Origin of the sequence: Streptomyces dioscori (assembly GCF_003024195.1) — a bacterium.
GTDB classification, from domain to species: Bacteria; Actinomycetota; Actinomycetes; order Streptomycetales; family Streptomycetaceae; genus Streptomyces; species Streptomyces dioscori.
The window spans coordinates 15126-33826 of record NZ_KZ679048.1; the positions used below are offsets into that span (position 1 = coordinate 15126).

General features: G+C 71.3%; 12 protein-coding genes. 11 read left to right on the forward strand and 1 reads right to left on the reverse strand.

Translation table 11 applies throughout. The features are described 5' to 3' along the window. Positions 1-98 precede the first annotated feature (98 nt). The 3 genes from C6Y14_RS26010 to C6Y14_RS26020 all read left to right on the forward strand — a co-directional run bounded on the left by C6Y14_RS26010 (position 99) and on the right by C6Y14_RS26020 (position 3939). The gene (locus C6Y14_RS26010; RefSeq protein WP_225891315.1) at positions 99-1643 is read left to right on the forward strand and encodes an acyl-CoA carboxylase subunit beta; all 1545 of its coding nucleotides are present in this window, start codon (positions 99-101) and stop codon (positions 1641-1643) included. Positions 1644-1657: 14 nt separating this feature from the next. Then, positions 1658-1852, forward strand: a complete 195-nt coding sequence (locus C6Y14_RS26015) for an acyl-CoA carboxylase subunit epsilon (protein ID WP_107019266.1) — start codon at positions 1658-1660, stop codon at positions 1850-1852. 182 nt (positions 1853-2034) lie between these two features. Further along, positions 2035-3939, forward strand: coding sequence for a LamG-like jellyroll fold domain-containing protein (locus tag C6Y14_RS26020; protein WP_107019267.1), 1905 nt, complete (start codon positions 2035-2037; stop codon positions 3937-3939). Positions 3940-3961: 22 nt separating this feature from the next. Here the strand turns inward: C6Y14_RS26020 and C6Y14_RS26025 are convergent, their stop codons facing one another. After that, the gene (locus C6Y14_RS26025) at positions 3962-8044 is read right to left on the reverse strand and encodes a discoidin domain-containing protein (protein ID WP_107019268.1); all 4083 of its coding nucleotides are present in this window, start codon (positions 8042-8044) and stop codon (positions 3962-3964) included. Positions 8045-8328: 284 nt separating this feature from the next. On the opposite strand from C6Y14_RS26025, the gene C6Y14_RS26030 reads away from it, so the two are divergent. From C6Y14_RS26030 to dgoD, 8 genes are all read left to right on the forward strand, one after another. Beyond that, on the forward strand, positions 8329-10551 hold the full coding sequence (locus tag C6Y14_RS26030) for a glycoside hydrolase family 27 protein (protein ID WP_107019269.1): 2223 nt from the start codon (positions 8329-8331) through the stop codon (positions 10549-10551). A gap of 73 nt (positions 10552-10624) precedes the next feature. After that, complete coding sequence (locus C6Y14_RS26035) at positions 10625-11911, forward strand: ABC transporter substrate-binding protein (RefSeq protein WP_107019270.1); 1287 nt, start codon at positions 10625-10627, stop codon at positions 11909-11911. Between the two features lies 1 nt (position 11912). Then, a complete protein-coding gene (locus C6Y14_RS26040) occupies positions 11913-12854 on the forward strand; it encodes a carbohydrate ABC transporter permease (protein WP_107019271.1) in 942 nt (313 codons plus the stop codon). Next, positions 12854-13747: a carbohydrate ABC transporter permease gene (locus C6Y14_RS26045; protein WP_107019272.1), complete on the forward strand. Its 894-nt coding sequence runs from the start codon at positions 12854-12856 to the stop codon at positions 13745-13747. Before C6Y14_RS26040 ends, C6Y14_RS26045 begins: the two co-directional genes overlap by 1 nt. Further along, the gene (locus C6Y14_RS26050) at positions 13744-15873 is read left to right on the forward strand and encodes an alpha-galactosidase (protein ID WP_404828833.1); all 2130 of its coding nucleotides are present in this window, start codon (positions 13744-13746) and stop codon (positions 15871-15873) included. The genes C6Y14_RS26045 and C6Y14_RS26050 overlap by 4 nt, the downstream gene beginning before the upstream one ends. Positions 15874-15940: 67 nt before the next feature. After that, positions 15941-16714 carry an SDR family NAD(P)-dependent oxidoreductase gene (locus tag C6Y14_RS26055; protein WP_107019273.1) on the forward strand — a complete coding sequence of 258 codons (774 nt, stop codon included), beginning with the start codon at positions 15941-15943 and terminating at the stop codon, positions 16712-16714. A gap of 46 nt (positions 16715-16760) precedes the next feature. Continuing rightward, positions 16761-17558 (forward strand): FadR/GntR family transcriptional regulator, encoded by a 798-nt coding sequence (locus C6Y14_RS26060; protein ID WP_225891281.1) that lies wholly within the window; start codon positions 16761-16763, stop codon positions 17556-17558. Then, complete coding sequence (gene dgoD / locus C6Y14_RS26065; RefSeq protein WP_107019274.1) at positions 17555-18700, forward strand: galactonate dehydratase; 1146 nt, start codon at positions 17555-17557, stop codon at positions 18698-18700. The genes C6Y14_RS26060 and dgoD overlap by 4 nt, the downstream gene beginning before the upstream one ends. Position 18701: the final 1 nt, after the last annotated feature.

Sequence of the window (18701 nt, forward strand, 5' to 3'; positions counted from 1 at the left end):
GAAACTGAATGACCATGGTCGCGGGGGAAGCGGCGGATGTGAAGGGCGCGGAGGACGTTCCGGGCCCGGCCGCCGGGGCGGAAAAGGGGCCGCCCGACATGCGCTCGGGCGTCGCCGAGCTGCTTCAGGTCAGGGCGGAGGCCGAGCGGGGTCCTTCACCGGGTGCGACCGGGCAGCAGCACGCCCGGGGCAAGCTGACGGTCCGTGAGCGGCTGGACCTGCTCTTCGACCCGGGGACCTTCCGCGAGATCGAGCAGTTGCGCAGGCATCGCGCCACCGGGTTCGGCCTGCAGGACCGGCGTCCGTCCACCGACGGTGTGGTCACCGGCTGGGGCAAGGTGGCGGGCCGGACCGTGTTCGTCTACGCCCATGACTTCCGTATCTTCGGCGGCTCCCTCGGCGAGGCCCACGCGGAGAAGATCCACAAGGTGATGGACCTGGCCGAGGCGGCGGGCGCACCCCTGGTCAGCCTGAACGACGGCGCGGGGGCCCGCATCCAGGAGGGCGTCACCGCGCTCGCCGGCTACGGCGGGATCTTCCGCCGGATCGTCCGCGCCTCGGGGGTCATCCCGCAGATCAGCGTGATCCTCGGGCCCTGCGCCGGAGGCGCCACCTACGCCCCGGCGCTCACCGACTTCGTGTTCATGGTCCGCGACACCTCACAGATGTACATCACAGGACCGGACGTGGTGAAGGCGGTCACGGGCGAGGACGTCACCCACGAGCAGCTCGGCGGCGCGCAGGTGCACGGCTCGGTCTCCGGAGCCGCCACCCATGTCTGCGACAGCGAGAGGGAATGCCTCGAAGAGGTCCGGTACCTGCTGTCCCTGCTGCCGTCCAACAACCGCGAGCTGCCGCCGGTCGTTCCCGCGGACGACCCGCCGGACCGGCGTTCCGAAGCGCTGCTCGACATCGTTCCACCGGACCCGAAGAGGTCGTACGACATGCGTGCCGTGATCGAGGAGATCGTCGATCACGGTGAATTCTTCGAGCTGCATTCCCGCTGGGCCACCAACATCATCTGCGCATTCGCGCGCTTCGAGGGGCATGTCGTCGGAATCGTCGGAAACCAGCCCGCCGCCATGGCCGGAGTGCTCGACATCCACGCCTCGGAAAAAGCGGCGCGATTCGTGCAGACCTGCGACGCCTTCAGTATTCCGCTGGTGACCCTGGTCGACGTGCCCGGCTTCCTCCCGGGCACGGACCAGGAACACGACGGCATCATCCGGCACGGCGCGAAACTGCTCTACGCGTACTGCAACGCGACCGTCCCGCGCGTCCAGGTGATCCTTCGCAAGGCGTACGGCGGCGCCTACATCGTGATGGACTCACGGTCCATCGGCGCCGACCTGTCGTTCGCCTGGCCCACCAACGAGATCGCCGTGATGGGCGCCGAGGGCGCGGCGAACGTGGTCTTCCGGCGGGAGATCGCCGCCGCCCCCGACCCCGAGGCGGTCCGGGCCCAGCGCATCAAGGAGTACCGGCAGGAGCTCATGCACCCCTACTACGCGGCGCAGCGCGGGCTCGTCGACGACGTGATCGACCCCGCGGACACCCGCGCGGTCCTGGTGGACGCGCTGGCGATGCTGCGCTCCAAGGACGCGCGGCTGCCCTCCCGCAAACACGGCAACCTCCCGATGTGACGGCGGAGAAGACCATGGACACTCCCGAGATCCCGCTGCTGACCTTCGTACGCGGAATGCCCACCGACGAGGAGGTGGCGGCCGTGCTCGCCGTGGTGCACGGGCGCGCCGACCGCGCCGATCCCGACGAGCCGGCCCGCACGGCCGCGAGCCCGCGCTGGGCGCAGACCCGGGCCTACCGGACACCCCGGGCCTGGACCTCACGCTGACCTCCGCCGGACATCTGCCTCCACCGGACGCCTGCTTCCGTCAAGCGCCTGCTTCCGTCAAACGCCTGCCTCCGCCAAACGTCCGGACGCCGGGCGGCAGACGTTCAACTTCCCGCCATCGCCCGGCTGTGGCGGGTGAGGAGCGTACGGGCTGCCAACCGGTTTCGTCCTACGGAGCGTCCATGACTGCGGAAGAACCCCAGAACCCCCTGCACAGACGCGCCCTGCTGCGCGTCGCGGCAGCCCTGCCCGTGGCCGGCGCGGGCGTCGCCGCCTTCGAGGCGACCGCGCGGGCCGCCACCGGCTCGGCTCCCACCGGCGCACAGGCCACCGCCTCCGCCGCGCACGCCGGCCGCTTCGACCCCGAGAGCCCGCGGTTCGTGCTGGCCGTGCTGCCCGACACCCAGTACCTCTTCGACGCCGACAGCACCGACCCCGCGCCGCTGCGGGAGGCCTTCCGGCACCTGGTCGCCGAGCGCGGCGAGGCGAACATCGCCTTCATGACGCACCTCGGCGACGTCACCGAGCACGGCACCGAGGACGAGATCGAACGCGCCGCCGACACCTTCCGGACCATTCACGGCAAGGTGCCCTACAGCGTCCTGGCGGGCAACCACGACATCGACTCCGGGGACGACCAGCGCGGCGACTCCGCGTACCTCGCCGCCTTCGGGCCCGCCCGCTACAAGTCCATGCCGACCTACCGCGGCGCCTCGCCCGACGGCTACAACACGTACCACGTGCTCAAGGCCGCGGACCGGTCCTGGCTGGTCCTCGCCCTCGACTGGCGGATCTCGGACAAGGGCCTGGCCTGGGCGCAGGGAGTCCTCGACGCGCACCCCACACTGCCCGCCGTCCTCACCACCCATGACATCGCCTGGGCCGACGACGACGGCAAGGCCCAGCTGTCGGACAACGGCAAGCGCCTGTGGGACGGACTCGTCCGCGGCAACGACCAGATCTTCCTGGCGCTGGGCGGCCACTACTGGCCGCCGGGCCGCACGGTCCTGCGCAACGACTCCGACAACGATGTCCACGTCCACATCACCAACTACCAGGACCGCTACTACGGCGGCGCCGGCATGATCCGTACCTACGGCTTCGACCTGGCCCGCGGGGTCGTCGACGTCGAGACGTTCTCTCCGTGGCTCCTCGCCCGTGACCCGGAGAAGCGGTCGCCGCTGGAGGCCGAGACCATCGAACTGACCGGTGACGCCGACCGGTTCAGCCTGGACATCGACTTCGACGAGCGGTTCAAGGGCTTCGCCCCCGTCGCCGTGCCGAAGCCGCGGCCCGCCTCCGCGGTCATGCCGCGCGGCACGGTCGCGTACTGGCGCTTCGACGCCGCCGGGACCTCCGCGGGCGGCACCGCGGGCAGGCCCGTCGCGAACGGTGCCGTCGTACGCGACCTCACCGGCAACGGCAACGACCTGACCGTGAGCCGGCTGGCCGCCAGTGGCTCCGACGCGCTCACCTGGTCGGCCGACCACCACCCCGGCCAGCCCGCGCACGCCAGCCTCCGCTTCGACGGCGGCAAGAGCCCGGACCGCGGCGCCATCCTGACGACCTCCGCCCGAGCCGCCCTGAACAGTGAGAAGTTCCTCCGCGGCTACACCGTCGAGACCTTCGTCCGGCTGCCCGAACCCTTCGAGGGCGACCACTCCTGGATGGGCATCCTCAGCTGGGAGGGCCGCAACGGCGACGCGGGCAAGACCACGGGCTGGTCCCCGCTGGAACCCACCTGCAGCCTCAACCTGTCACCGGAGCGGTTCCTCCAGTACGTGGTCTATCCGCAGCGCCAGGACGCCGACCCCACGTCGTGGAGCCACGCGGTGCCCGTGGGCCGCTGGATGCACATCGCCCTCGTCAACGACGGCCGCCGCACGGTGATGTACGTGGACGGCTCGAAGATCGCCCGTAGTCCCTCGCAGCCGTCCACCGGCATCGCCACCCTCGGCAAGCCCTTCGTGCTCGGCGCCACGCAGTTCGACGAGAGCTTCGGACAGGGCTTCTACGGCTGGATGGGCGACACGCGCATCGTGAACAGGGCACTGCCCGTGGGGGAGTTCCTGACCCCTTACGCGTAGCCGCCCGACCAGCCGCACAGCGCTACGAGTTGAACGCCTCCGCCTTCAGGAGCGGCTGGTGCGAGGTGAGCGCCCGGGCCGGCCACGACAGCGTGACCGTCCGGGACTCGCCGGGCAGCAGCCACAGGTAGTTGTCGCTGTAGAGGGTCGGCAGGACGCGGTGCCCCGTCTTCTCGTCCAGCAGCGACAGCCGGACCATGGCGGCGACGGCGGAGCCCTGGTTGCGCACGGTGGCGGTCAGTCCGTGCCTGGTCCCGGACCGGGAGACGCGGGTGACCTTGGCGGACACCTTCGCGCGCGGCACCCGGTTCAGGGCCCGCATCGCGGCCGGGGTGCGGTAGCGCCAGTAGGTGTTCCGCGACAGCTCACGGCCGTCGCCGTCCTCCAACGTCAGCCGCAGCAGGTGCAGTTCGGGCAGGCCGTCGTCCCAGCCGACGGTGAACGCCTTCTCTGTCGCGGCAGGTGCCACGTCCAGCCGGGCGCTCCTGCTCTTCCCGAGCTGCCTGCCCGACAGGTCGAGCAGCCGCGCCGAGGCGACGGCCCCCCGCAGGTTTTTGCGTGTGTGGTTGACCGCGATGACCTGCCCCTTGGGATCGGCCTGGACGTGCAGCGGCTCGCAGGCCGAACGGGCCCCGAAGTAGGTGCCGTTGACGTCGAAGTCGTAGTCGTACGTCTGCCAGACGGTGCTGTGCCAGGCCGGGTGGGACATCCACAGCATGAGGCCGCTGGCGTTGTCCCACAGGTTCGCGTTCCACGCCTCGAACATGGCGCGGGTGTTCTCGTAGTTGACGAACTGGGCCTTGCGGGCGAAGTCGTCCAGGTCCGTGACCGCCCCGAGCCGGGCCTCGATCGCGGCCTTGTAGTTCTGCGGCGCCTGATTCCCGCGCTCGCTCCAGTCGTGGTAGTACCACGCGCCGCGTATCGGCCACTCGGGCTCGTCACCGGTCAGGTTCCGCATGCTGGCGGCGGTGGAGACGACGGGCATACCGATCTCGGTGTGGAATCCGAAGTCCTTGCTGCCGTACGTGGACGGGTCGAAGTACTTGTCCGGTTCCACCCAGCCGTAGGGGCCGCCGCCGGTGATGATCCCGCCGGCCGAGTTGTTCTGGTAGAGCAGACCGGGTGCCTGCTCCTCGACGGCGGCACGCATGCCCCGGTCGATGGCGGCGGGCGGATTGCCCTCGTTGGCCCCGCACCAGACGACCACGCTCGGGTGGATCCGGTAGCGCAGCACGGTGTCCCGCGCGATCGAGTTGAAGGCCTCGTGGTCCGGCGGGTCCATCGCCCAGGCGTTGGGGAAGTCGTTCCACACCAGGATGCCGTGTTCGTCGCAGGCGGCGAAGAACTCCTCCCGGTCGCAGGTGCCGACCCAGTTGCGGATCATCGTGAAGTTCATGTCCCGGTGCATCCGCACCGCCGCGTCCATCCGCTCCGGCGGCATCCGGCGCAGCAGCTCGTCCCAGCCCCAGTTGCCGCCCCGGGCCAGCACCCGGACGCCGTTCACGCTGATCTTCAGCGGGTCGGGGGTGTTGGACACGGACTTCACATCGGTCCAGGTGTCCCCGTCGTCGGACACCTGGATGACGTACGTCTTCGGGTAGGCGGGTTCCCACACGATCGCCACCCGGTCGAACCGCTGCGCGGAACCGAGGTCCACCTGGATCCACTGCTGGTCCTCGTACGCCGACGACCAGCGCGTTCCCGGGTCGCCGTCGGTGGCGTTCGCGGCCGGGTGGTCGGACTCCTCGGTGGACGCGGTCGCCTTCTGCCGCAGGGCGAGGTCGGTGCCCGGCTCGGCGCTGTCGATGACACCCAGCGACCACAGGGAGTTGCCCCAGCTGGTGTTGCGCACCCCGCAGGCGATCCGGACATGGCGGGCAGTGCGCGGTGCGAAGTCCTCGACCTGGAGACTGGCGTTGCCGTTGTTGAAGGGCAGGGGGATCGCGCCGTTGTCCACGGCCGCGACATCGGTCCAGGTGTCGTCGTCGGAGGAGACCTGCACGACGAAGGTCTTCGCGTACGCCTGCTCCCAGGTCAGGTCGACCCGGTCGAACGACTGCTGCGACCCCAGGTCGACCCGGATCCACTGGTCGTCCTCATAGGCCGACGACCAGCGGGTGCCCGGATCGCCGTCGGTCGCGTTGGCCGGACCGCGGTCGCCCCCGTCCTCGCTCGACGCCTTCGCCGGTGCGTGCAACGCGAGATCGGTCGAGGCCCGCTCACTGTCGAACACGGACAGCGCCCACAGCGAACTGCCCCAACTGGTCGCCCGGGTCAGGCACTTCACGCGTACGTATCTGGCCTCCCGCCGGTCGAAGGTCACGGACTGGGTGTACGCGTCGCCGGTGGACGTGAACGGCAGTGGCACCTCGAACTCGTAACCGAACTGGCGGATGCCGAAGCGGGTGGTGCGGCGGTCGCTCTCGGCGCCGTCGACCGACGCGGTGAGGGTCAGTTCGTGCAGGGCGGGGTCCCCGAGCCCGTTCGGCCACCACAGCTTCGGGTTCTGTACCCGCAGCCGGCCGTAGGCGTCCGGGGTGAACGTGACGTCGATGCTTTTGCCCGCCGGGACGGTGACGACCTTGCTGAGCCGTACGTCGTCGAAGGACGCGGAGACCGTCGTGCGGTGGTCGGCGGTGTCGGCGTTGCGGACCGGGACGACGAGCGTCAGCTCGGCCACCGACACGTCGGGCAGCTTCGGCAGCACGGTGTCGACCCGGGGGTCGCCGATCACGACCTGGCCGGTGGATCTCAGCCGGACGTGGTTCCAGATCCCCGCGGCCCGGTCGCGTACCGCGGGCATCCAGTCCCAGCCCGAAGCGGCAAGGTAGGTGGGCGAGTTGAGGTTCATCTGGTTCGCGCCCGCGTCCACCCAGGCTTCACCCGCGGGGCCCTTGTCGCCGGGGCTGCCGGGCACCGGCATCGGCGTGATCCTCACCGCGAGCGCGTTGGCCCCGCCGCCCGCGGCGAGCAGTTGGGTCACGTCGTGCGCCGAGCGGGCGAAGGGGTACGTCAGCTCGCCCACGCGGTGGCCGTTGAACCAGATGTCGGCCGTGTGGTTGACGCCGTCGAACTCCAGCCAGATCCGGCGGCCGGGTCCGGTGCGCAGGCCGCGCGGCACCTCGAAGTCCCGTTTGTACCACCAGGAGTGACGGGACAGGGCTTCGGGGATGTGGAGGTTGTTGAGCCCGGCCACCGGGTCGGGCAGCTTGCCCTGGTCCACGAGCGAGGCCAGGACCGTGCCGGGCACGGTGGCGGGCAGCCAGCGGCTGGTGTCGGCGGACGTCTTCGACAGCTCCTTCCCGTCCCCGCCCTTCCCACTGCCGTCGCCGTCAGCCCAGTCGTCGAGGGTGAGCCGCCAGCCCGACTCCACCGGCACCGTGCCGTCGTCGGCCACGGTCAGCTTCGGCGCGGGGCCCGTGCGGGTGCCCCAGTCCGTCCAGCCGGTGGCCGACGGCCGGTGCCCCTTGGCGTTGCCGTGCACCTCGAAGCCGTTCAGGCCCAGGGGGTTGGGGTTGGAGCGTCTGCGCGAGGTCATCCGTACCCAGCGCGCCGGGACCGGGCGGGGGAGCTGGATGTCCACCACGCCGCCCGTGCCCGCCGTCGTGCGGTACACGCTGGTCCAGGACGTGTGATCGGTCGACGTCTCGACCACGAAGTCGACCGCGTAGCTCGACTGGATCTCCTCGCCCGTGGTGCCACTGGCCGGATTTCCCGTGGTGGGAGGCGTGAACACCGGGTCGCTCGCGTCGCCCTCGAAGGTGAGCCGGATCCAGGTGACCTCGCACCGGGCCTGCAGATCGACCGAGATCCACTGCGGGTCGCCCGCCCCGGCCCGCCAGCCGCTGCCCCGGACGCCCGGCGAGGCGAGCCGGTCCACCACGAACGAGCCCGGCGTGGCCGCGTAGGCCGTGGAGGAGACGGTGACCGGGCGGTGCAGGGCGAGTTCGGCGGGCGGGGCGGACCCGGCCGACCCCTTGCCACCTGCGGCGGCGGCCGGCAAGGGAGCCAGGGCGCCCAGGCCGAACCCGGCCAGCAGGGTGGAACCCGTGGCGACGACGGATCGCCGCGAGAGCTGACGCGGCGAACTCGACTGATCTGTCATGAGCGTGATGTCCCATCGGAAGACAGCGGCGCGGGCCGGACCCGACACGGCGCGCGGGAGGCACTGACAACGTTGCCAAAGGCTGGGACTTGGGGAGTTTCCTGTCAACCCCTGCGACAGACCCGGACCCTCTTTCTATTAAATTAGGAATTAATATTGACAGGGTTTCCGGCCACGGGCCACAGTCTTCGCCGTGACGCCGACGGCCGCCGCCACCGCGCGGCCCACGTCACGCCCTCGTGCTTCCCAGCACTTTCGTGCTTCCCAACCACCGGGAGAGGCAAGTGAATTCACACCCGCAGGTCCGCACACCCGCGGCTCGCAGACTGACCCGCCGCGCCACCACGGCCGCCATCGCAACGGTCCTGGCGGTGACCGCGGCCCCCGCGGCCACGGCCGGGACCGGCAGGGCGGAGGCCAGTACCGGCAAGGCTGCGACCGGCGCCGGCGTCGACCAGGGCGCGCCCGAGTACTACGACAGCGGCCTCGCGCCCACGCCCTACATGGGCTGGAACACCTACTACGGCCTCGGCGCGCCCACCGAGAAGGAAGTGCGCTCCGTCGCCGACAAGCTGGTCAGCAGCGGTCTGCGCGACAGCGGCTACGACGTCGTGTGGCTCGACGGCGGCTGGCAGGCCGACAACCCCCGCGACGCGCAAGGAAACCTGGTCGCCCACCCGGACCGCTTCCCCTCCGGCATCCCGGCACTGGTCTCGTACCTCCACAAGCGCGGCCTGAAGGCGGGCATCTACACCGACGCGGGCGCCTACGACGGCGGCAAGAGCTGCGGACTCGGCAGCAGGGGCCACTACGACGAGGACGCGCGGCAGTTCGCCGGCTGGAAGATCGACGCGGTCAAGGTCGACTTCCTGTGCGGGATCGGGGCGAAGCTCGATCCGGGCCCGGCGTTCAAGGAGTTCAGCGACGCGGTCGCCAAGTCCGGCCGCAAGATGCTGCTCAACCTCTGCAACCCGCTCACCGACGACTGGGGCGTGCCGCACACGCCCGAGCAGGACGCGCACAACTCGTACGTCTACGCCCCGACGATCGCCGACTCGTGGCGTACGGGCACGGACATCGCGTGGGGCACCCCGAGCCCCGGCCAGTGGCCCAACGTGCTGCGCAACATGGACGCCAACGCCTGGCACCCCGAGGCGCAGGGGCCGGGCCACTACAACGACCCCGACTACCTCATCCCCACGCGGCCCATGAGCGACGGCTCGCTGGAGCTGACGGAGGAGGAGTCGACCACGCAGTTCGTGATGTGGGCCGAGATGGCCTCGCCGCTCGTCCTCGGCTCCGATCCGCGTACGTTGTCGCCGTCGATGCTCAGGACACTGCGCAACCCGGAGATCATCGCCGTCGACCAGGACCCGCTGGCCGTCCAGGGCGTGCGGGTGGCGAGCGACTCCGTGGGTGACGTCTACAGCAAGGTCCTCCAGGGGGACGGCCGGCGTGCGGTCGTGCTGCTCAACCGCTCCGACAAGCCGGCCGAGCGCACGGTCCGGTTCTCCGACGTCGGGCTCGGCGGGGCGGTGGACGTCCGCGACCTGCGGGCCCGTGCGGACCGGGGCGCCCACAGTGACACGTACACGGTCGAAGTGCCCGCGCACGGCACCGCGTTCCTGAAGCTGACCGGCGCCGACGCCCTGCCTGGAACGAGCCTCGGACAGAAGACCTCGGCGAGCCCGGCCGTGGTGCGCGACGGTGACTCGCTCACCACGTTCCTGCGCGGACCGCACGGATCCCTCGTCCAGCACACCACCACGTCCGACGGCAACGGCCGGGGCCGGACCCGGGACCTCGGCGGTCCCACGGGAGGCAGGTTCCTGGGGCAGCCCGCCGCGTACGCCTCAGCCGGCGGCCGGATCGACGTCTTCGTGCGCGGCACCGACTCCCGCGTCCACCGGCGGGTCCTCGCCGACGGACGCTGGGGCGCGTGGCAGAGCCTGGGCGGCCGGGTGACCGACGCGCCGACGGTGGCGTTCACCGACCCCGGCCACTGGACGCTGGTCGCCCGCGGCACGGACGGGGAGGTCGTGCGGCGCGGCCCGTCGACCGGCTGGTCCTCGCTCGGCGCACCCGACGACCGGCCGACGTACGGGCGTCCGTCCGCCGCCGTCGGCTCGGACGGGCGGATCCACGTGGCCGTCCGCACCGCCGCCGACGACGTGTGGACCCGGACCCGGACGGCGGCGGGGGAGTGGTCGCCGTGGACCTCGCTCGGCGGAACCGTCAGCGGCAGCCCGACCCTCGTCACGGCCGGGAACACCGTCGTGCTGTACGCGCGCGCCGCCGACTACACGCTCTGGCAGCGGCGTTACGAGGACGGCGCCTGGCAGGGCTGGACGAAGCGGGACGAGTTCCCGAGCGCCGCGTTCGAGGGCTCGCTGGGAGCGGTGGCCGGGGCGGCCGGGCCTGACGGCACGGCCGGTGTGGACGCGGTGTACCGGGGCGTCGACGGTCGCGTCCACCTGACGTCGTTCACCCGGACCCAGTCCAAATAAATTAGTAATTATTCTTGACGTGGCGTGAGCGTCACGCGAATCTGGATCAGCGCGGATCCACAGGGAGCCCCTCATGACGAACCACCAGACCAGCAGACGCCGGTTTCTCGCCGGTGCCGGCGCCGCCGGGACAGCGGCGCTGCTCAGCGGCTGTGTCACCTCGACCTCCACCGGCAAGAGCTCGTCCAAGGGCTCGGTGACCCTCCAGTCCAACCTCTCCGCCCCGCAGGCCAAGGCAGCGATGCAGGACGTCGTCGCCGCGTACGCCAAGAAGGGGTCGGGGAGCGCCAGCCTCAACACGGTCGCCGCCGAGACCTTCCGCACCCAGCTGCCGACCTACCTCACCTCCGCCAACCCGCCGGACGTCTACACCTGGTACCCCGGGTCGGTGGCGGACGCGTACGCGAAGAAGGACCTGCTGCTCGACCTCGGCGAGGTCTGGTCCTCACCCGACCTCAAGGGCTACTCCAAGGCCCTCAACAGCCTCTGTACCTCGGCCTCCGGCAAGAAGGTCTTCGTGCCGACCACCTACTACTGGTGGGGCATGTTCTACCGCAAGTCGAACTTCGCCAAGTGGGGCGTGAGCGAGCCCAGGAGCTGGGACGACTTCCTCGACCTGTGCGACAAGCTCAAGAGCAAGGGCGTCGACCCCATCGGCCTGGGCGCGGGCGGCAACACGGCCTGGGTGGCCTCGGCCTGGTTCGACTACCTGGACATCCGCATCAACGGCGCCGAGTACCACCGCGAACTCCTCGCCGGGAAACACCGGTTCGACGACCCCGAGGTCCGCAAGGTCTTCGACCGCTGGCAGGAACTGCTGCCCTACTTCGACCCGAACGGCACGGCCGTCGCCTTCCAGGACGCCACGACCTCCCTGCTCAACGGCCGCAGCGGCATGATGCTCATCGGCACCTTCTTCGCGGACGCCGCCCCCAAGGACGCCCTCGACGACATCGACTTCTTCCGCTTCCCCGTCATCGACCCGAAGGTCCCGCTCGCCGAGGAAGCGCCCACGGACGGCTACTTCGCCAGCGCCCGCACCGGCCGCCAGGACCAGGTCGTCGACCTGATGCGCTACCTCGCCGGCGCCGAGGCCCAGGAGATCTACATCAAGGGCTCCTCCGGCACGGTCCTGCCGTGCAACCCCGACGCCAAGGACTCGGGGACCGCCCTGGTGAAGAAGGGCCGGGCGCACATCGAGGAGGCCGCCGAGATCACCCAGTTCTTCAACCGGGACTCCAGCGACGCCCTCCAGCCCACCGCCGACAACGCGCTGACCAAGTTCATCGCCAAACCGAAGCAGATCGGCTCCATCCTCACCGACTGGCAGCGCGACGCCGCGAAGATCTGGACCGCCTGACATGCCCGACACGGCCGTCCTGACCGCCCCCGACCGAAAGGCCCCCGCCCCGCCGCCCCGGGGCAGGCGGAACCGGGGCCCGCGCCGCACACCCCCGCTGGTCCTCGCCTTCGTCCTCGTCCCGCTGCTCGCCGAGGCGCTCTGGGTGTTCTGGCCGGCGCTCCAGGGCTTCTACCTCGCCCTCACCAGCTGGGACGGCGTCTCCCCACCGAAGTTCGTCGGCCTGGCCAACTTCCGCGAGATGGCCCACGACGACGTCTTCCTCGACGCGACCGGCCACACCGTGCTCTGGCTCGTCCTCTTCGGCGGCCTGTCCGCCGTCCTGGGCCTCGGCGCCGCACTCGTGCTCCAGCAGGAACGGCGCGGCGTCGGCTTCTACCGCGCCGCCCTGTTCCTGCCCGTCGTCTTCTCCCTGGTCGCCACCGCCCTGGTGTGGCAGGCGATCTACCAGCCCGACGGAGTCCTCAACCAGCTCCTCGAATCGGTCGGCCTCGGCAACCTGCGCCACGCCTGGCTCGCCGACCAGGACACCGCCCTGTACGCCGTGATGGTCCCCGCGCTCTGGCGCCAGATCGGTTACGTGATGGTCCTGTACGTCGCCGGCCTCAAGGGCATCGACCCGGCGCTGTACGAGGCCGCCAAGGTCGACGGCGCCGGTGCCTGGCAGCGGCTGCGGCACGTCACCCTGCCCCAGCTGCGCAGTGTCAACGCCGTCGTCCTGTCCGTCATCGTCATTGACTCACTGCGCTCCTTCGACGTCGTGTGGTCGCTGACCCGGGGCGGCCCCTACCACTCCTCGGAACTGCTGAGCACGTACATGTACTCCACTGCCTTCCAGTCCCTGCGCCTCGGTTACGGGTCCGCCCTCGCTGTCGTCATCTTCGTGCTGGCCTTCGGCGTCATCTGCTCCTACCTCGTCCGCGCGTTCCGGGAGGCCGACTGATGTCCGCCCCGTCAGCCCCCTCGACCGCGTCCGCCTCCTCCACCCCGTCGGCCTCCGCCACCGCGCTGCGCCGCAGGCGGGCCGCCACCGCGGGGTTCCACCTCGGCGCGGGCACCCTGGCCGTGCTGTGGCTGCTGCCCATCGCCCTGGTCCTGGTGACCAGCCTGCGCACCTTCGACGACATCGCCGCGCACGGCCTGGGCAGCCGGCCGCACTCCTTCACCCTCGGCAACTTCGGCCAGGCCTGGAACGACGGCGGCCAGCAGCGCGCCCTGATCAACAGCCTGCTGGTCACCGTGCCGGCCGTCCTGGTGACGCTCGCACTGGCCGCCATGGCCGCGTTCGGGCTCAGCCGCTACGACATGCCGTTCCGCCGCTCCCTGCTGCTGCTCATGCTCGGCGGCAACCTGCTCCCGCCGCAGATCCTCCTCATCCCCGTCTCCAAGCTGAGCGAACTGCTGGGGATCTACGACACCCTGCCCGCCCTCGTCGGCGTACAGATCGGCTTCGGCGTCGGCTTCTACGTCTTCGTCCTGCACGGGTTCATGCGGTCGATCCCGCCGGAGATCCAGCAGGCGGCGGTCGTCGACGGCGCCGGACCCTGGCAGATCTTCTGGCGGATCATCCTGCCGCTCACCCGCCCCGCCCTCGCGGCCCTCAGCGCACTGTCGTTCACCTGGATCTTCAACGACCTGCTGTGGGCGATCACCGTGCTGCGCAGCGACACCAAGATGCCGATCACCGCCGCCCTCATCGGACTCCAGGGGCAGTACGTGTCCATGTGGAACGTCATCGCCGCCGGATCCGTCATCGCCGCCGCGCCCACCGTGATCGTGTTCCTGCGGTTCCAGAAGCACTTCGTGGCCGGCCTCAACCTGGGAGCGGTGAAGTGACCACGGGAGCGGAGCGGGAACAGGTGGCTACGGCCCGGCGCTGGACCCTGCGCGCCGAACACACCAACTACACCGTGCGGCTGTCCCCGGACGGCCCGTGGGCCGAGCTCGAAGCCTGGGGCCCGACCGGCGTCGAGGACGGCCCGTCCGCCCTCGACTGGTCGCGGCGCACGCACTTCATCACGCCCGCGGACGCGGCACCGGCCGAGTATCTGCCGTACGGGCTGCGGCCGTTCACCGGAAGCGAGCTGATCGCCGGGCGGCCGGGCGATCAGCGGGGGGTGTGGTGGGAGTTCGACGGGGCGGAGGAAGGGGAGGAGGGCAGTCTGCGGCTGGCCTTCACCGATCATGTCCTCGGGCTGCGTACGGTCCTCTGCTACGAGGTGGTGCCGGGCACGGACGTGATCCTGCGCTGGACCGAACTGACCGCGACCAGGGGCGAACTGCGCCTGGAACGGCTCGACTCGGCCGCCGTGAACATCCCCGTCACGGGCGCCGCCCGGCTGACCTGCCTCACCGGCCAGTGGTCGCAGGAGTTCCAGCGCACCCAACTCGACCTGCCACGCGGCACGTTCACCATGGGAAGCACCCAGGGCGTGCCCGGACACGCGTACGCGCCCTGGCTCGCGATGCAGGACGGCGCGGACGGGACAGCGGCGGGAGGGGGCCCGGCGTACGGCATCGCCCTCGAATGGTCCGGCAACTGGCACATCACCGCGGAGGCCGAACCGGGCGGTCTCGTCCGCGTCCGCGCCGGACGGGTCCCGCACGAGGGCGCCGTGCTCCTGGCCCCCGGCGAAACCCTCACGACCCCCCGACTGGCCTGCGCGTTCAGTCCGGACGGCCTCGACGGGCTCTCCCGGGTCTGGCACCGCTACGAACGCCGGCTCTCCGGCGAGCGGCTGCACCGGCCCCGCAAGGTCCTCTACAACTCCTGGGAGGCCACCGGCTTCGACGTCGACGCGGCCGGGCAGCTGGAGCTGGCCAAGGCCGCCGCCGACATCGGAGCTGAACTGTTCGTCGTCGACGACGGCTGGTTCACCGGCCGCACCGACGACACCGGGGGCCTCGGCGACTGGTACCCGGACCCGGCGGCCTTCCCGCAGGGCTTCGGGCGGTTCGTCGACGACATCCGGGGGCTCGGCCTCGACTTCGGCCTGTGGGTGGAGCCCGAGGCGATCAGCCCCGGCAGCCGCCTGTACGCCGAACACCCCGAGTGGACCTACCGGATCGAGGACCGCCCCGCCCGCCTGGTCCGCAACCAACTGCTCCTCGACCTGGGCCGCACCGACGTCCAGGACTTCGTCATCGGCACCCTCGACCGGCTGCTGACCGCGTACGACATCAGCTATCTCAAGTGGGACATGAACCGGCCGCCCACCGAACGCGGCCGGGCGGGCACCCCGCCCGACGCCCGGCTCGACCTGGACGCCGAGCACGTCGCCGGATACCTGCGTGTGCTGGACCACCTGCGCGCCACCCACCCCGACGTCACGGTCGAGGGCTGCGCGGGCGGCGGCGCACGCATCGAGCACGCGACCGTCGCGCGCACCGACGTGGTGTGGCCCAGCGACAACACCGCCCCGCTGGACCGGCTGGCCATCCAGTACGGCTTCCTGCACGCCCACGCTCCGCACGTCATGAGCTCATGGGTCACCGACGCGCCCGGAATCTTCGACCCGCGCCCGCGCAGCCTCGCGTTCCGGTTCGTCAACGCCATGTGCGGAGTCCTCGGCATCGGCGCCGACCTGCGGGCCTGGTCGCCGGACGAACGCGCCGAGGCCGCCGGGTGGATCGCCCGCTACAAGGACGTACGGGAGACCATCCACCAGGGCGATGTCCACCTCCTCGGCACCCCCGGGGACCCCACCTACGGTGTGCAGTACGACGATCCGCGGGCGGGGCGCACGGTCGTCGCGGCCCTCGGCACCGGGCGCCTCGACGGGGCCCCGCTGCTGCCCGGCCGCCCCGACCGGCTGAGACTGTGCGGCCTCGATCCGGAAGCGCGTTACCACGACGCCGGATCGGACAGGACGTACAGCGGAGCACATCTGCTGCACCACGGTCTGCCCTTCACCTGGAGCGAGGGCCACGACGCCGAACTGGTGGTGCTGCGGCGGCGGTGACAGCGGTCCGGCATATGTTTTCGGGACGGACGGCCGTCCCCCGCACGCGAAGGAGTCGAACCCCACGATGGAGCAGCCCGCACGACCGCCCGGCGCCCGTTTCACCGGCCGCACGGCCGTCGTCACCGGCGCGGCCTCCGGCATCGGAGCCGCCACGGCCGAACGCCTCGCCGAGGAGGGCGCCGCCGTGGTCCTCGCCGACCTCGCCGAGGACCGGGGCGAGAGGATCGCCGCGCGCATCACGAAGGCGGGCGGCCACGCACGGTTCGTACGGGCCGACGTCGCCGCCGAGGACGACTGGACCCGGATCGTGGCCGCCGCCCACGGCTTCGGACCCGTGGACGTCCTCGTCAGCAACGCCTACACCGTCGAGGTGACACCCGCCCATGAGATGTCCCTCGACTCGTGGCAGCGCCAGCTCGCCGTCAACACCACCGGCGCCTTCCTCGGCTTCCGGGCCTGTCTGCCCGACCTGCGGGAACACCGGGGAGCGGTCGTGCTGACCTCGTCCGTCCACGCGAACAGGGGTATCCCGGGACACCCCGCGTACGCCGCCTCCAAGGGCGCCCTGCTCTCCCTGTGCTCACAGCTCGCCGTCGAGTACGGGCCCGAGGTCCGCGTCAACGCCGTCGTACCCGGCCCGATCCTGACCGCCGCCTGGGACAGGGTCACGCCCGAGGACCGGGAACGCAGCATCGCCGAGACGGCGGCGCGCCGCTTCGGCTCACCGGAGGAGGTGGCCGCGGCCATCGCCTTCCTCAGCGCCGGCGAAGCCTCGTACATCACCGGGACGAGCCTGGTGGTGGACGGCGGCTGGAGCGTCGTCAAGGCCTCCGCATGACCACGCCCACCGCCCAGCCGTAAGCCCAGTAGAAAGGCTGTACGACATGACGCCCTATGCCCGCCGCGGCGTGCACGGCCAGACCGTGGAAGTCCTCGCCCGCCGCATCCTGGGCGGCGAGATCCCCGAGGGGGCCACGCTGGACCTGGTGGCGCTGCAGAGCGAGCTGGACGTGAGCCTCACCGCTCTGCGCGAGTCCCTCAAGGTGCTCGCCGCCAAGGGGATGGTCGACGCCCGCCAGAAACGCGGCACGTTCGTCCGCATCCGTGCCGAGTGGAACCTCCTCGACGTCGACGTGCTGCGCTGGCAGTTCGAGGGTGGCCGTACCTCGGAGGCCGACGAGGCGCTGCTGCAGAACCTCGCCGAGGTGCGCGCCATCATCGAGCCGGCCGCGGTACGGCTGGCAGCCGCCCGGCGCACCGACGCCGATCTGGCGGCCCTCGACGGCGCGCTCGACGCGATGGGGGAGGGCGGCGACGCCGCCCACGCCGTGGAGGCCGACCTCGCCTTCCACCGGGCTCTGCTGGCCGCCACCCACAACGAACTCCTCGAACGCATGGAGATGGTGATCGAGTCCGGGCTGGCCCACCGCGACCGCATCGTGCACAGCGCCCCGCACAGCGAGGATCCGGTCCCGGCGCACCGGGCGGTCCTGGACGCCGTACGCGACCGGGACCCGCGGGCCGCCGAGAACGCGATGCGGGCCCTGCTCGACCAGGCGGGCCGCGACCTGGACCGCCTCGGCGACGCCGACGACGCGGATACCGCCCATACCGCCCATACCGCCGATGACGCCGGTGACCGCCATGTGCCCGACGCGACGGAAGGCTCCCGCTCTCAGTGAAGATCACCCGTATCGAGACCTTCCTGGTTCCGCCCCGCTGGCTGTTCTGCCGTGTCGAGACCGACGACGGTGTGGTCGGCTGGGGCGAACCGGTCGTCGAAGGGCGGGCCGAGGTCGTGCGCGCCGCAGTCGACGTGCTGGCCGAACACCTCATCGGCCAGGACCCGTTGCGCATCCAGGACCACTGGCAGGTGCTGACCAAGGGCGGCTTCTACCGCGGCGGCCCGGTGCTCTCCAGCGCCGTCGCCGGGCTCGACCAGGCCCTGTGGGACATCGCGGGCAAGACGTACGGGGCTCCGGTGCACGCGCTGCTGGGCGGCCCGGTGCGGGACCGCGTCCGCGTCTACGCCTGGGTCGGCGGCGACGAACCCGCCGAGCTGACCGAGCAGATAGCCGCGCAGGTGGAGGCGGGCTTCACGGCGGTGAAGATGAACGGGGCCGGGGCCACCTCGCCGATCCCCACTCCGGCCGAGACAGCCGCGATCGTGGGCCGGGTGGCGGCCGCCCGCGAGGCACTGGGCCCGGACCGGGATGTCGCCGTCGACTTCCACGGCCGTTTCACGGCGGCGGGCGCGCGCCGGGTCCTGGCCGAACTGGGGCCCCTGCACCCGCTGTTCGTCGAGGAACCCGTCGTGCCCGAGCACGGCCACCTGCTGGCCGGCCTCGTCGCCGCGAGCCCGATCCCGCTCGCCACCGGTGAACGGCTGTACGGCCGCGCCGACTTCCTGCCCGTACTCACCGCGGGTATCGCGGTCGCCCAGCCGGACCTGTCCCACGCCGGCGGCATCTCGGAGGTGCACCGCATCGCGTCGCTCGCCGAGACGCACGGCGCGCAACTGGCTCCGCACTGCCCGCTCGGCCCGATCGCGCTCGCGGCCAGCCTCCAGGTCGCCTTCGCCACCCCCAACTTCCTGATCCAGGAGCAGAGTCGGGGCATCCACTACAACAAGGACGCCGACCTGCTGTCGTACCTGGTCGACCCCGAGCCGTTCCGGTTCGTCGACGGACACGCCTCGCGCGGAGACGCCCCCGGTCTGGGCATCACCGTCGACGAGACCGCCGTACGCGCCGCGGACCGGTCAGGACACGCCTGGCGCAACCCGGTGTGGCGGCACGCCGACGGCTCCTTCGCGGAGTGGTGAG